The organism is Pseudomonas nunensis, from assembly GCF_024296925.1.
Lineage (GTDB): Bacteria > Pseudomonadota > Gammaproteobacteria > Pseudomonadales > Pseudomonadaceae > Aquipseudomonas > Aquipseudomonas nunensis.
Map to the genome: position 1 here is coordinate 119,535 of NZ_CP101125.1, position 14,431 is coordinate 133,965.

13 protein-coding genes are annotated in these 14,431 nt (G+C 61.5%); all 13 read left to right on the top strand.

Translation table 11 applies throughout. The annotated features are described in order from the left end of the window. Positions 1 to 172 precede the first annotated feature (172 nt). The 13 genes from mraZ to NK667_RS00645 are packed head-to-tail and all read left to right on the top strand — an operon-like array spanning position 173 to position 14,424. Positions 173 to 628, top strand: a complete 456-nt coding sequence (gene mraZ, locus NK667_RS00585; protein ID WP_008147486.1) for a division/cell wall cluster transcriptional repressor MraZ — start codon at positions 173 to 175, stop codon at positions 626 to 628. Further along, entirely contained in the window at positions 625 to 1,572 is a 948-nt protein-coding gene (gene rsmH / locus NK667_RS00590; RefSeq protein WP_054045569.1) for a 16S rRNA (cytosine(1402)-N(4))-methyltransferase RsmH, read from the top strand. Before mraZ ends, rsmH begins: the two co-directional genes overlap by 4 nt. After that, positions 1,569 to 1,862, top strand: coding sequence for a cell division protein FtsL (ftsL, locus tag NK667_RS00595; RefSeq protein WP_054045567.1), 294 nt, complete (start codon positions 1,569 to 1,571; stop codon positions 1,860 to 1,862). Before rsmH ends, ftsL begins: the two co-directional genes overlap by 4 nt. Then, positions 1,862 to 3,601 (top strand): peptidoglycan D,D-transpeptidase FtsI family protein, encoded by a 1,740-nt coding sequence (locus NK667_RS00600; protein WP_177331412.1) that lies wholly within the window; start codon positions 1,862 to 1,864, stop codon positions 3,599 to 3,601. Before ftsL ends, NK667_RS00600 begins: the two co-directional genes overlap by 1 nt. After that, complete coding sequence (locus tag NK667_RS00605) at positions 3,601 to 5,064, top strand: UDP-N-acetylmuramoyl-L-alanyl-D-glutamate--2,6-diaminopimelate ligase (RefSeq protein WP_054613558.1); 1,464 nt, start codon at positions 3,601 to 3,603, stop codon at positions 5,062 to 5,064. The genes NK667_RS00600 and NK667_RS00605 overlap by 1 nt, the downstream gene beginning before the upstream one ends. Further along, positions 5,057 to 6,424 (top strand): UDP-N-acetylmuramoyl-tripeptide--D-alanyl-D-alanine ligase, encoded by a 1,368-nt coding sequence (locus NK667_RS00610; RefSeq protein ID WP_054045561.1) that lies wholly within the window; start codon positions 5,057 to 5,059, stop codon positions 6,422 to 6,424. Before NK667_RS00605 ends, NK667_RS00610 begins: the two co-directional genes overlap by 8 nt. Then, entirely contained in the window at positions 6,424 to 7,506 is a 1,083-nt protein-coding gene (mraY, locus tag NK667_RS00615) for a phospho-N-acetylmuramoyl-pentapeptide-transferase (protein WP_054045558.1), read from the top strand. The genes NK667_RS00610 and mraY overlap by 1 nt, the downstream gene beginning before the upstream one ends. 5 nt (positions 7,507 to 7,511) lie before the next feature. Beyond that, a complete protein-coding gene (murD, locus tag NK667_RS00620) occupies positions 7,512 to 8,858 on the top strand; it encodes a UDP-N-acetylmuramoyl-L-alanine--D-glutamate ligase (protein WP_054613559.1) in 1,347 nt (448 codons plus the stop codon). Next, complete coding sequence (gene ftsW / locus NK667_RS00625) at positions 8,855 to 10,072, top strand: putative lipid II flippase FtsW (protein WP_054045554.1); 1,218 nt, start codon at positions 8,855 to 8,857, stop codon at positions 10,070 to 10,072. The genes murD and ftsW overlap by 4 nt, the downstream gene beginning before the upstream one ends. Then, positions 10,062 to 11,132 (top strand): undecaprenyldiphospho-muramoylpentapeptide beta-N-acetylglucosaminyltransferase, encoded by a 1,071-nt coding sequence (murG, locus tag NK667_RS00630; protein WP_054045552.1) that lies wholly within the window; start codon positions 10,062 to 10,064, stop codon positions 11,130 to 11,132. Before ftsW ends, murG begins: the two co-directional genes overlap by 11 nt. Further along, positions 11,125 to 12,585 carry a UDP-N-acetylmuramate--L-alanine ligase gene (murC, locus tag NK667_RS00635; protein WP_054045551.1) on the top strand — a complete coding sequence of 487 codons (1,461 nt, stop codon included), beginning with the start codon at positions 11,125 to 11,127 and terminating at the stop codon, positions 12,583 to 12,585. The genes murG and murC overlap by 8 nt, the downstream gene beginning before the upstream one ends. Beyond that, positions 12,582 to 13,550 carry a D-alanine--D-alanine ligase gene (locus tag NK667_RS00640; RefSeq protein WP_054613560.1) on the top strand — a complete coding sequence of 323 codons (969 nt, stop codon included), beginning with the start codon at positions 12,582 to 12,584 and terminating at the stop codon, positions 13,548 to 13,550. The genes murC and NK667_RS00640 overlap by 4 nt, the downstream gene beginning before the upstream one ends. Positions 13,551 to 13,554: 4 nt before the next feature. Further along, a complete protein-coding gene (locus tag NK667_RS00645) occupies positions 13,555 to 14,424 on the top strand; it encodes a cell division protein FtsQ/DivIB (RefSeq protein WP_054045546.1) in 870 nt (289 codons plus the stop codon). Positions 14,425 to 14,431 lie beyond the last annotated feature (7 nt).

Here is a 14,431-nt window from a genome sequence, read left to right on the forward strand (position 1 = left end):
ATTCCCGTTACCCCTCCTTTTACGCTCCTAAATCTCCGTTCTGTAAGGCTTTTCCTTTAATCCGCGCCTTGACGGTGTGGTGGGCGCATTCCTATAGTGTGCGCAAGTGGCGAAAAGTGGCATGAAGTGGGTTTTTTGAGCTCAAAACGCTAAAAATTGGAGAAACGCTGACGTGTTTCGCGGAGCTAATGCAATCAGTCTCGATGCAAAGGGCCGTCTCGCTATGCCGAGCCGGTACCGTGACGAGTTGGTTTCGCGTAGTTCCGGTCAACTGATCGTCACCATCGATGCCGTTGATCCATGTTTGTGTGTTTATCCCCTCGATGAGTGGGAAATTATTGAAACCAAACTGCGCGCACTGCCTTCGCTTCGCGAAGAGAACCGCCGCCTGCAACGTTTGCTGATTGGTAATGCCGTCGACCTCGAGCTCGATGGCAGTGGTCGTTTTCTGGTTCCGCCGCGTCTGCGCGAATATGCCAAGTTGGATAAGCGCGCAATGCTGGTAGGCCAACTGAACAAGTTCCAATTATGGGACGAGGATGCCTGGGATGCGGTTTCTGCCGCTGACCTGGCTGCTATTCAACAACCGGGCGCGATGCCTGATGAACTGCGTGATTTGATCCTGTGACTATTGATAGCGGCTTTAACCACATCACCGTACTGCTCGACGAAGCCGTGGAGGCTCTCGCCGTACGTCCTGATGGCTGCTATCTGGACGGCACGTTCGGACGCGGCGGACACAGCCGGTTGATCCTCAGCCAGCTCGGACCCGACGGCCGGCTCCTCGGATTCGACAAAGATCCACAAGCGATTGCCACCGGGCAAACGCTAGCGGCCGAAGACGGCCGCTTTGTCGTTGTGCAGCGTAGCTTTGCCGAGCTCGGTTCGGAAGTCGTCGAACGCGGTCTGGCCGGCAAGGTCAGCGGCGTTTTGCTCGATCTCGGCGTCTCGTCGCCACAGCTCGACGACCCTGAGCGCGGCTTCAGTTTCCTCAACGATGGCCCGCTGGACATGCGCATGGACCCGTCACGCGGGATCAGCGCCGCCGAATTCGTCAACACCGCGCCGGTGGAAGAAATCGCCCGGGTGTTCAAGGAATACGGCGAAGAACGTTTCTCCGGTCGCATGGCCCGTGCCGTGGCCGAGCGCCGCGACATCAAGCCGTTCGAGCGTACTGCCGACCTGGCCGAAGTCCTGAAAGTCGCCAACCCTGCATGGGAAAAAGGCAAGAACCCGGCCACCCGTGCGTTCCAGGGCCTGCGTATTCACGTCAACAACGAACTGGGCGATCTGGAAGCCGGCCTCGAAGCCGCTCTGGAATGCCTGGAAGTCGGCGGTCGCCTGGTGGTCATCAGCTTCCATTCGCTGGAAGACCGCATCGTCAAACTGTTCATGCGCAAACTGGTGAAAGGCGAAGCCGACAACCTGCCGCGCAACCTGCCAGTTCGTCACGTTGCTTTCGAACCCAAAATCAAAGTCCATGGCAAAGCGCAGTCCGCCTCCGAGGCCGAACTCAAAGCCAACCCACGTTCCCGTAGCGCCATCATGCGCGTCGCGGAGAAGCTGCGGTGAGCAAGCTTTTCGCCAAGCCACTTCCCGGCGGAAGCTTTTTCATGCTGCTGCTGTTTATCGGCGTGCTCGTGTCGGCCATCGGTGTGTCTTACAGCGCCCACTGGAACCGTCAGCTATTGAACTCGCTGTACAACGAATTGAGCGTGCGCGACAAAGCGCAGGCCGAGTGGGGCCGGTTGATTCTGGAGCAGAGCACCTGGACCGCCCACAGCCGAATCGAAGTGCTGGCCACCGAACAACTGAAGATGCGCATTCCCGGCGCCGCTGAAGTACGGATGGTGGCGCCATGATGAAACTCGAAGGCGCACTTTTCCCGTGGCGGTTCCGCGTGGTCCTGGGTTTGCTCGGCATCATGGTGGCCGCTATCTGCTGGCGCATCATCGACCTGCAAGTGGTCGACCGTGACTTCCTTAAAGGTCAGGGCGATGCGCGCAGCGTTCGTCACATTCCTATTCCGGCTCACCGTGGTCTGATCACCGACCGTAACGGCGAACCTTTGGCCGTGAGTACCCCGGTCACCACCCTGTGGGCCAACGCCAAGGAAATGCAGCTGGCCAAAGAGAAGTGGCCGGCACTGGCAGCCGCGCTGGGTCAGGATCCGAAAGCCCTGACCGAACGCCTTGAAGCACAGGCCAATAAAGAATTCATCTATCTGGTGCGCGGGTTGACCCCGGAGCAGGGCCAGTCGGTGCTCGACCTGAAAGTGCCCGGCGTCTACGGCATCGAAGAGTTCCGCCGTTTCTATCCGGCCGGTGAAGTCACTGCGCACATGGTCGGCTTTACCGACATCGACGATCACGGGCGCGAAGGCGTCGAGTTGGCCTACGACGAATGGCTGGCTGGAGTCGCCGGCAAGCGACAGGTCATCAAGGATCGGCGCGGCAGGCTGATCAAGGATGTTCAGGTCACCAAAAACGCCAAGGCCGGCAAGCCCTTGGCGTTGTCCATTGACCTGCGTCTGCAATATCTGGCCAACCGCGAACTGCGTAACGCGATCATCGAGAACGGCGCAAAAGCCGGCAGCCTGGTGATCATGGACGTGAAGAGCGGCGAGATCCTCGCCATGGTCAACCAGCCGACCTACAACCCGAACAACCGTCGCAACCTGCAACCGGCGATGATGCGTAACCGCGCGATGATCGACGTGTTCGAACCCGGTTCGACCATGAAGGCGATCTCCATGAGTGCCGCCCTGGAAACCGGGCGCTGGAAGCCGAGCGACACCGTCGAGGTGTACCCGGGCAGCCTGCAGATCGGCAAGTACACCATCAAGGACGTGTCGAAGACCGAAGGTCCGGTGCTCGACCTGACCGGCATCCTGATCAACTCCAGTAACGTCGGCATGAGTAAGGTCGCGTTCGATATCGGCGGCGAAACCATTTTCCGTCTGGCGCAGAAAGTCGGCCTCGGCCAGGACACTGGCCTGGGCTTCCCGGGCGAGCGCGTCGGCAACCTGCCGAACTACCGCGAATGGCGCAAGGCTGAAACCGCCACGCTGTCCTACGGCTACGGTATTTCGGTGACGGCGATCCAGCTGGTCCACGCCTTCTCGGCGCTGGCCAACAACGGTCGCATCGCGCCGCTGACCCTGATCAAGACCGACAAGCCACCGCAGACCACCCAGGTGATCCCGGAAAAAGTCGCGAAGACCATGCAAGGCATGCTGACCCAGGTGATCGAGGCCCCGCGAGGTGTATTCCGTGCGCAAGTGCCGGCGTATCACGTGGCTGGCAAGTCGGGTACGGCGCGTAAAACGTCGGTGGGCACCAAAGGCTACGCCGAGAACTCTTATCGCTCGCTGTTCGCCGGTTTCGGCCCGATGAGCGATCCGCGTTTCGCCATTGTTGTGGTGATCGATGAACCGTCCAAGGCCGGTTACTTCGGTGGCCTGGTATCGGCGCCGGTGTTCAGCAAAGTGATGTCCGGGACCTTGCGCCTGATGAACATCACCCCGGACAACCTGCCACCGACCCAACAGGCCAACGCCACACCGGTCGTTCCGCTGAAAGCCAATGGAGGGCGCGGCTGATGTCTCTGAGTCTGAACAAGATTTTCGCCCACGCCGGTCGTGATCTGTTGATCCGTGAACTGACCCTCGACAGCCGCAATGTGCGGGCAGGCGATTTGTTCCTCGCCGTCCCTGGCGGCAGATTCGACGGGCGTGCGCACATTGCCGACGCTTTGCAACGCGGCGCGGCTGCCGTGGCGTATGAAGTCGACGGCGCCACCGTGCTGCCGATTACCGATGTGCCGCTGATTCCGGTCAAAGGCCTGGCGGCGCAGCTGTCGGACATTGCCGGGCGCTTTTATGGCGACCCGAGCCGCCACCTGAACCTGGTCGGCGTCACCGGCACCAACGGCAAAACCAGCGTGACGCAATTGGTCGCCCAGGCGCTTGACCTGCTCGGTCAGCACTGCGGCATCGTCGGCACCTTGGGCACCGGTTTCTACGGCTCGCTGGAAAGCGGCCTGCACACCACGCCGAATCCGATTGCCGTACAAGCGACTCTCGCCGACCTGAAAAAGGCCGGGGCCAAAGCCGTTGCCATGGAAGTCTCTTCCCACGGTCTGGATCAGGGCCGCGTGACTGCGTTGGCGTTCGATGTGGCGGTGATGACCAACCTGTCCCGCGATCACCTGGACTACCACGGCACCATGCAGGCCTACGGCGAAGCCAAGGCCAAGCTGTTTGCCTGGAACGATTTGAAATGCCGGGTGATCAACCTCGACGACGAATTCGGCCGCGAGCTCGCTGCTGATAAACGTGAGTCGCGCCTGATCACCTACAGCCTGGAAAATTCCAGCGCTTACCTTTATTGCCGCGAAGCTCAGTTCGACGACGAAGGCGTGCGCGCCACGTTGGTCACGCCGCAAGGCGAGCACCATTTGCGCAGCACCTTGCTTGGTCGTTTCAACCTGAGCAACGTCCTGGCTGCGGTCGGTGCCTTGCTGGGTCTGGATTACGCGCTGGACGAAATCCTCAAGGTCTTGCCGAAACTCGAAGGCCCCGCCGGTCGCATGCAGCGCCTGGGCGGCGGTACTCAGCCGCTGGTGGTGGTCGATTACGCCCATACCCCGGATGCGCTGGAGAAAGTCTTGCTGGCCCTGCGTCCACACGCCAAAGGTCGATTGCTGTGCCTGTTCGGTTGTGGTGGTGATCGCGATCGCGGCAAGCGTCCGCTGATGGCTGAAGTGGTCGAGCGTCTGGCCGATGGCGTGCTGGTGACCGACGACAACCCGCGCACCGAAGATCCATCGGTGATTTTCGACGACATCCGCGCCGGTTTCACCGCTGTGGATAAAGTCACGTTCGTGGCGGGCCGTGGCCAGGCGATTGCGCAATTGATCGCCAGCGCTTCGGCGGATGACGTGATTGTCCTGGCCGGTAAAGGTCACGAGGACTATCAGGAAATCAACGGCGAGCGCCACGCGTTCTCCGATCTGGTCGAGGCCGATCACGCCCTGACCGCGTGGGAGGTGGCCCATGCTTAAAGCCTTGAAACTGAGCGAACTGACCGGCGCGCTGAATGCTCGTTTGGTCGCTGCCGATGCCAGTTTCGACGGTGTCAGCATCGACAGCCGCGCGATCAAGCCAGGCCAGTTGTTCATTGCCCTGACCGGTCCGCGCTTCGATGGGCATGACTATCTGAATGACGTTGCCGGTAAAGGCGCCGTCGCGGCACTGGTCGAGCGCGAAGTCGCCGACAGCACCTTGCCGCAACTCGTCGTGAAAGACACTCGCCAGGCCCTCGGCCAACTCGGCGCGCTGAACCGTGCTGCTTATAGCAACCCGGTCGCCGCAGTGACGGGTTCCAGCGGCAAGACCACGGTCAAGGAAATGCTCGCGAGCATCCTGCGCACTCGCGGTCCGGTGCATGCGACCCGTGGCAACCTGAACAACGACCTCGGCGTGCCGCTGACCTTGCTCGAACTGGCGCCGGAACACACCGCCGCCGTGATCGAACTCGGTGCTTCGCGCCTGGGTGAAATTGCCTACACCGTGGGCATGACCAAGCCCCACGTGGCCATCCTCAATAACGCCGGGACCGCTCACGTCGGTGAGTTCGGCGGGCCGGACAAAATCGTTGAAGCCAAAGGCGAGATTATCGAAGGGCTGGATGCCGATGGCGTCGCCGTTCTGAATCTCGACGACAAGGCGTTTGGCATCTGGAAGGCCCGCGCTGGCAGCCGCAAAGTGCTGACCTTCGCCCTGAACAACCCAAGTGCCGATTTCTACGCCAGCGACCTCGATCGCGATGCTCGCGGCTGCCCGGCCTTCAACCTGCACAGTCCTGAAGGTGTGGAACGGGTTCAACTGAACCTGCTCGGCACCCATAACGTCGCCAATGCCATGGCCGCTGCCGCTGCTGCGCATGCCTTGGGCGTGTCGCTGTTCGGCATCGCCACTGGCCTGGGCGCGGTTCAGCCGGTCAAGGGCCGCACCGTTGCGCAACTGGCGACCAACGGCATGCGCGTGATTGATGACACTTACAACGCGAACCCCACCTCGATGTGCGCCGCCGTTGATATACTCGCCGGCTTTTCCGGGCGCACCGTTCTGGTGCTCGGGGATATCGGCGAGTTGGGCGACTGGGCAGAGCAGGGGCACCGCGACGTGGGCGAGTACGCCCGTGGCAAGGTTTCCGCGCTTTACGCAGTCGGGCCAATGATGGCTCACGCCGTGAACGCATTTGGCCCGCAGGCCTTTCACTTCAGCACCCAGGCTGAACTGATCGAAGCCCTGGGCGCCGAGCAAGATACAAACACCACTATTTTGATCAAGGGCTCGCGTAGCGCTGCGATGGAAAACATCGTCGCCGCTTTGTGCGGGTCCAGTCTGGAGAAACATTAATGCTGCTGCTGTTAGCGGAGTACTTGCAACAGTTCTACAAAGGCTTCGCGGTCTTTCAGTACCTGACCCTGCGCGGGATTCTCGGTGTGCTGACCGCGCTGGTTTTGTCGCTGTGCTATGGCCCGTGGATGATCCGCACGTTGCAGAACCGTCAGATCGGCCAGTCCGTTCGTAACGACGGTCCGCAATCGCACCTGTCCAAATCCGGCACCCCGACCATGGGCGGCGCGTTGATTCTGTCGTCCATCGGCGTCAGCACTTTGCTGTGGGCTGACCTGAGCAACCGTTATGTCTGGACCGTGTTGCTGGTGACCTTGCTGTTCGGCGCCATCGGCTGGGTCGACGACTACCGCAAGGTGATCGAGAAGAACTCCAAAGGCCTTCCGAGCCGCTGGAAGTATTTCTGGCAATCGGTGTTCGGCCTCGGCGCGGCGATCTTCCTTTATATGACCGCAGCGACTCCGGTGGAAACCACCCTGATCCTGCCGATGCTCAAGGACTACAGCATTCCGCTGGGCATTGGTTTTGTGGTCCTGACCTATTTCGTGATTGTCGGTTCGAGCAACGCGGTCAACCTGACTGACGGCCTCGATGGCCTGGCGATCATGCCGACCGTGATGGTGGGCGGTGGTCTGGGGATCTTCTGCTACCTGTCCGGTAACGTGAAGTTCGCTGAATACCTGTTGATCCCTTACGTACCCGGCGCCGGTGAACTGATCGTGTTCTGCGGCGCGTTGATCGGTGCGGGCCTGGGCTTCCTCTGGTTCAACACCTATCCGGCACAAGTATTCATGGGCGACGTCGGCGCGCTGGCGCTGGGCGCAGCCTTGGGCACCATCGCGGTGATCGTCCGTCAGGAAATCGTCCTGTTCATCATGGGCGGCGTGTTCGTGATGGAAACCCTGTCGGTGGTCATCCAGGTGGCCTCCTTCAAGATGACCGGGCGCCGCGTGTTCCGCATGGCACCGATACACCACCACTTTGAACTCAAGGGCTGGCCTGAGCCGCGCGTGATCGTCCGTTTCTGGATCATCACCGTGATTCTCGTACTGGTCGGCCTTGCCACCCTGAAGCTGAGGTAGAACGAGTGTCTCTGATCGCTTCTGACCACTTCCGCATCGTTGTCGGCCTCGGCAAGAGCGGCATGTCCCTGGTTCGCTTCCTGGCGAACCGGGGCACGTCGTTTGCCGTGGCCGATACGCGGGAAAATCCACCGGAACTGGCCACGCTCAAGCGTGACTATCCGCACGTGGAAGTGCGTTGTGGCGAGCTGGACGTCGAATTCCTGTGCCGTGCCGACGAGCTCTACGTGAGCCCCGGCCTGGCGCTGGCGACCCCGGCCCTGCAGGCTGCCGCCACCCGTGGCGTGAAATTGTCCGGCGACATCGAGCTGTTCGCGCGTAACGCGAAAGCGCCAATTGTCGCCATCAGCGGTTCCAACGCGAAAAGCACCGTCACCACCCTGGTCGGCGAGATGGCCGCTGCGGCGGGCAAGCGTGTGGCGGTCGGTGGCAACCTCGGCACGCCGGCGCTGGACTTGCTCAGCGACGACGTCGAGTTGTACGTGATGGAACTGTCGAGCTTCCAGCTCGAAACCACCGATCAACTCAACGCCGAAGTGGCGACCGTGCTCAACGTCAGCGAAGACCACATGGACCGCTACAGCGGCCTGCCGGCCTATCACCTGGCCAAGCACCGGATCTTCCGCGGGGCCAAACAGTTTGTGGTCAACCGTCAGGACGCCTTGAGCCGTCCGTTGATGGGCGAGGGCCAGCCATGCTGGACCTTCGGTTTGAGCAAGCCTGATTTCAAGGCATTTGGCATCCGCGAAGAAGACGGCGAGAAGTACTTGGCCTTCGAATTCCAGAACCTGATGCCGGTGCGCGAATTGAAGATTCGTGGCGCGCATAACCAGTCCAATGCCCTCGCGGCGCTGGCGCTGGGGCATGCCGTCGGCCTGCCGTTCGATGCCATGTTGTCGAGCCTGCGCACCTTCGCTGGCCTCGAACATCGCTGCCAATGGGTCCGTGACCTGGACGGCGTGGGCTACTACAACGATTCCAAAGCCACCAACGTCGGCGCCGCACTGGCCGCCATCGAAGGCCTGGGTGCGGACATCGACGGCAAAGTCGTGCTGATCGCCGGTGGCGACGGCAAAGGTGCCGAGTTCAAGGAATTGCGTGATCCGGTGGCGGCCAACTGCCGCGCCGTGATTTTGATGGGCCGCGACTCCGACAAGATCGGTGAAGCCATTGGCGATGCCGTGCCGCTGATCCGTGTCGCTTCGCTGGTCGAAGCCGTGGAGCAATGCCGCGCCGCTGCGCACCCCGGTGACGTGGTGCTGTTGTCGCCAGCCTGCGCCAGTTTCGACATGTTCAAGAATTATGAAGACCGTGGTCACCAGTTCGTCCGCGCTGTGGAGGATCTGGCATGAGCCTGCGAAATATCATCAAGCCGTATCCATCGCCGATTATCACCGGGCGCGGCATCGACCTCGACTTCCCGATGCTCGCCGGTTGCCTGGCTTTGATCGGCCTCGGGCTGGTGATGATCGCCTCGGCATCGACCGAAGTCGCCGCCGCGCAGTCGGGCAGCGCGCTGTATTACATGATTCGCCACTTGATTTATATCGTGCTGGGCCTGGGCGCCTGCGTCATCACCCTGATGATCCCGATCGCCACCTGGCAGCGCCTGGGCTGGCTGATGCTGTTGGGCGCCTTCGGTTTGCTGGTGATGGTGATCGTCCCGGGGATCGGTCGTGAAGTGAACGGTTCGATGCGCTGGATCGGTTTCAGCTTCTTCAACGTTCAACCGTCCGAGATCGCCAAGGTGTTCGTGGTGATCTACCTCGCCGGTTATCTGGTGCGTCGCCAGAAAGAAGTGCGCGAAAGCTGGATGGGCTTCTTCAAGCCGTTCATCGTTCTGCTGCCAATGGCTGGCCTGTTGCTGATGGAGCCGGACTTCGGTGCCACCGTCGTAATGATGGGCGCAGCGGCGGCGATGCTGTTCCTTGGCGGGGTCGGGCTGTTCCGGTTCTCCTTGATGGTGGTGCTCGCGGTCGCGGCGGTGGTGCTGTTGATTCAAGTGCAGCCGTATCGAATGGCGCGTCTGACCAACTTCGCCGACCCATGGGCCGACCAGTTCGGCGCCGGCTATCAGTTGTCCCAAGCCTTGATCGCGTTTGGTCGCGGCGAATGGCTGGGCGTTGGCCTGGGTAACAGCGTGCAGAAACAGTTCTACCTGCCGGAAGCCCACACCGACTTCGTGTTCTCGGTGTTGGCTGAAGAGCTGGGTGCCGTGGGTTCGCTGTGCACGGTCGCGCTGTTCGTCTTTGTGTGTATTCGCGGCATGTACATCGGCTATTGGGCCGAGAAGGCCAAGCAATTCTTCGCCGCCTACATTGCCTACGGTTTGTCGTTCCTGTGGATTGGTCAGTTCCTGATCAACATCGGCGTGAACGTCGGCCTGCTGCCGACCAAAGGTTTGACCCTGCCGTTCCTCAGTTATGGCGGCAGTTCGTTGGTGATCTGTGGTGCCTGTCTGGGCTTGTTGCTGCGCATCGAGTGGGAGAGTCGAACCCACCTGGGCAGCGAAGAGACCGAGTTCCAGGAAAGCGACTTCGCCGAGGAGTCGACCCATGGGCGCTAACGTATTGATCATGGCGGGCGGCACCGGTGGACACGTGTTCCCGGCACTGGCCTGCGCGCGCGAATTCCAGGCCCGCGGCTACACCGTGCATTGGCTCGGTACACCGCGCGGCATCGAAAACGATCTGGTCCCGGCGGCCGGTCTCGAACTGCATCGCATCAACGCCAGCGGATTGCGCGGCAAGGGCAAGCTGTCGCTGCTCAAGGCGCCGTTCATGTTGCTGAAGTCGGTCTGGCAGGCGCGGGCGATCATTCGCCGGTTGCGGCCGGTGTGCGTGGTCGGCTTCGGTGGTTATGTGACCGGCCCTGGTGGCGTCGCGGCCAAACTGTCCGGCGTGCCAGTGATCGTTCACGAGCAGAACGCCGTGGCCGGTACCGCCAATCGGTTGCTTATGCCGTTGGCCGCCCGAGTCTGTGAAGCGTTCCCCGACACCTTTACCCTGTCGGACAGCCGTCGGACCACCGGTAATCCGGTGCGCACCGAGCTGTTCCTCGAAACACCGCGACCAGCCCTGGCCGGTCGCAAGGCGCGTTTGCTGATCCTGGGCGGAAGCCTGGGCGCAGAACCGTTGAACAAGTTGCTGCCTGAAGCCCTGTCGCAAGTCGCCGTCGACCTGCGCCCGGAAGTGTTCCATCAGGCTGGCAAAAATCACGATGAAGTGACTGCGCAGCGCTATCGCGAGGCTGGCGTCGAGGCGCAAGTGCAGCCTTTCATCAAAGACATGGCTCAAGCCTATGGCTGGGCCGACCTGGTGGTGTGCCGTGCAGGCGCATTGACCATCAGTGAACTGGCCGCCGCCGGTCTGCCCTCGATGCTGGTGCCTTTGCCCCACGCCATCGACGATCACCAGACCCGCAACGCCGAATATTTGGCCCGTGAAGGCGCTGCCTTCCTGATGCCGCAAAGAACGACTGGCGCCGCAGATCTTGCCGCGCGCCTGACAGAGGTCCTGATGCAACCGCAACGACTCAATGACATGGCCAACGCGGCCCGCCGTCTGGCGAAACCCGATGCAACCCGTAACGTCGTCGACACCTGCCTGGAGGTGGCCCATGGTTGAGAATCAGAAAGCCATGCCGCACCCGGAAATGCGCCGCATCCGTCGCATCCACTTCGTCGGTATCGGCGGCGTGGGCATGTGCGGTATCGCCGAAGTGTTGTTGAACCTGGGCTATGAAGTGTCCGGTTCCGACCTCAAAGCTTCGCCGGTGACCGAGCGCCTGGAATCTTTCGGTGCGCACATCTATATCGGCCACCGTGCCGAGAACGCCGCGAACGCCGATGTGCTGGTGACGTCCAGTGCCGTGAACACTTCCAACCCGGAAGTCGCCACCGCTCTGGAACGCCGGATTCCGGTGGTACCGCGTGCCGAAATGCTTGCCGAGCTGATGCGCTATCGCCACGGCATCGCCGTCGCCGGTACCCATGGCAAAACCACTACCACCAGCCTGATCGCTTCGGTGTTCGCGGCCGGTGGCCTGGACCCGACGTTCGTGATCGGTGGTCGTCTGAATGCCGCGGGCACCAATGCCCAGCTCGGCACCAGCCGCTACCTGATCGCCGAAGCCGACGAAAGCGATGCGAGTTTCCTGCACTTGCAGCCGTTGGTGGCCGTGGTCACCAACATTGACGCCGACCACATGGCGACCTACGACGGTGACTTCAACAAACTGAAGAAAACCTTCGTCGAGTTCCTGCACAACCTGCCGTTCTACGGTTTGGCCGTGGTGTGCCTGGACGATCCGGTGGTGCGTGAAATCCTGCCGCTGGTCAAACGCCCGACGGTCACCTATGGCTTTGGCGACGACTGCGACGTGCGCGCGATCAATGTGCGCCAGCAAGGCATGCAGACCTTCTTCACGGTCCTGCGTCCTGAGCGCGAGCCGCTGGATGTCTCGGTGAACATGCCGGGCAACCACAACGTATTGAACGCCCTGGCGACCATCTGCATTGCCTCTGACGAGGGCGTCAGCGATGAAGCCATCGTTCAGGGTCTGTCCGGGTTCCAGGGTGTCGGCCGACGCTTCCAGGTCTACGGCGAACTGCCGGTAGACGGCGGCAGCGTGATGCTGGTGGACGACTACGGTCACCACCCGACCGAAGTCGCCGCAGTGATCAAAGCCGTACGCGGTGGCTGGCCGGAGCGTCGCCTGGTGATGGTTTACCAGCCGCATCGCTACAGCCGCACACGCGACCTGTACGACGATTTCGTCAATGTCCTGGCCGATGCCAACGTCCTGCTGCTGATGGAAGTCTATCCGGCCGGCGAAGAGCCGATCCCGGGTGCCGACAGTCGCAAGCTGTGCAACAGCATCCGCCAGCGCGGTCAGCTGGACCCGATCTACATCGAGCGCGGTGTCGACCTCGCGCCAATCGTCAAGCCGCTGCTGCGTGCCGGCGACATCCTGCTGTGCCAGGGCGCCGGTGATATCGGCGGTCTCGCACCGAAATTGTTGAACAGTCCGTTGTTCGTGGGCGCGGTTGCCGCGCCTGCCGTGGGGAAGTTGAAATGACTGCTGCATACGCCAACCTCGTCTCCACCCTCGCGCCGAAAGACTTCGGCCGCGTCGCCGTGCTGTTCGGCGGCAAGAGTGCCGAGCGTGAGGTGTCCCTGAAGTCGGGCAATGCGGTTCTCGAAGCGCTGCAAAGCGCCGGTGTGGACGCGTTCGGCCTCGACGTGGGCGATGACCTGCTGCAGCGTCTGCTCAACGAAAAAATCGATCGCGCCTTCATCATTCTCCACGGTCGTGGCGGTGAAGACGGCAGCATGCAAGGCCTGCTCGAATGCCTGGGCATTCCCTACACCGGTAGCGGCATCCTGGCCTCGGCACTGGCCATGGACAAACTGCGCACCAAACAGGTCTGGCACAGCCTCGGGATTCCGACGCCACGCCACGCGGTACTGAGCTCTGAAGCCGATTGTATTTCGGCGGCGACGGAACTGGGCTTCCCTTTGATCGTCAAACCGGCCCATGAAGGTTCAAGTATCGGGATGGCCAAAGTGACTTCCGCGTCTGAGTTGATCGACGCATGGAAAGCGGCCAGTACCTACGATTCGCAAGTGTTGGTCGAGCAATGGATTCAAGGTCCGGAGTTCACCATCGCCACCCTGCGTGACCAGGTGTTGCCACCGATTGCCCTGGGCACGACGCACAGTTTCTACGACTACGACGCCAAGTACGTGGCTTCCGATACCCAGTACCGGATTCCCTGTGGCCTGGACAGCACCAAAGAAAAAGAACTGATGGACCTGACGGCGAAAGCCTGTGAGGCGCTGGGTATCGCCGGTTGGGGCAGGGCAGACGTGATGCAGGACGCCGACGGGCAGTTCTGGTTTCTCGAAGTCAACACCGCACCGGGCATGACCGATCACAGTCTGGTGCCAATGGCGGCCCGTGCCGCCGGCCTGGATTTCCAGCAACTGGTTCTGGCGATTCTGGCCGCCAGCATTGCCGGCAACAACGAGCCGCGAGGTTAAGACCATGCAAGGCGCTCAGCTGAGACATCAGCCCCCCGCACCACCCGGCCGCAAGCCGGTGCCGCGGGGTGCCAGCCGAATGGTGGCCAAAGAGCCGATGTCTGCGCGCCTGCCGAAAGCCAATTTTGGTTTTCTCAAAGCCTTGTTCTGGCCAGTGCTGCTGGTAGCGCTGGGGTTCGGCACTTACGAAGGCGCGCAGCGTTTGCTGCCTTACGCCGACCGGCCGATCACCAAGATCAACGTGCAGGGCGATTTGAGTTACATCAGCCAGCAAGCGGTGCAGCAGCGGATCGCCCCGTACGTGGCGTCGAGCTTCTTCACCATCGACCTGGAGAGCATGCGTACCGAGCTTGAAACGATGCCATGGATTGCCCACGCCGAAGTGCGTCGGGTGTGGCCGGATCAAGTCGTGATTCGCCTGGAAGAACAACTGCCGGTGGCCCGTTGGGGCGATGAGTCGCTGTTGAACAACCAGGGCCAGGCGTTCACCCCGCGTGAGCTGGCGAACTACGAACACTTGCCACAGCTGTTCGGTCCACAGCGGGCCCAGCAGCAAGTGATGCAGCAATACCAGGTGCTGAGCCAGATGCTCAGGCCATTGGGCTTCTCGATTGCACGCCTGGAATTGCGTGAACGAGGCAGCTGGTTCCTGACCACCGGTGCCGGCAGTTCCGGCCCGGGAATCGAACTGCTGCTGGGACGCGGCAACCTGGTGGAAAAGATGCGCCGCTTCATTGCCATCTACGACAAAACGCTTAAAGAACAGATTACGAACATTGCGCGCATCGATCTGCGCTACGCCAACGGCCTAGCTGTTGGCTGGCGGGAACCTGTAGCGCCCACGACAGCCCAACCCGCTGTCGCGAAGAATTAAGAAGAGG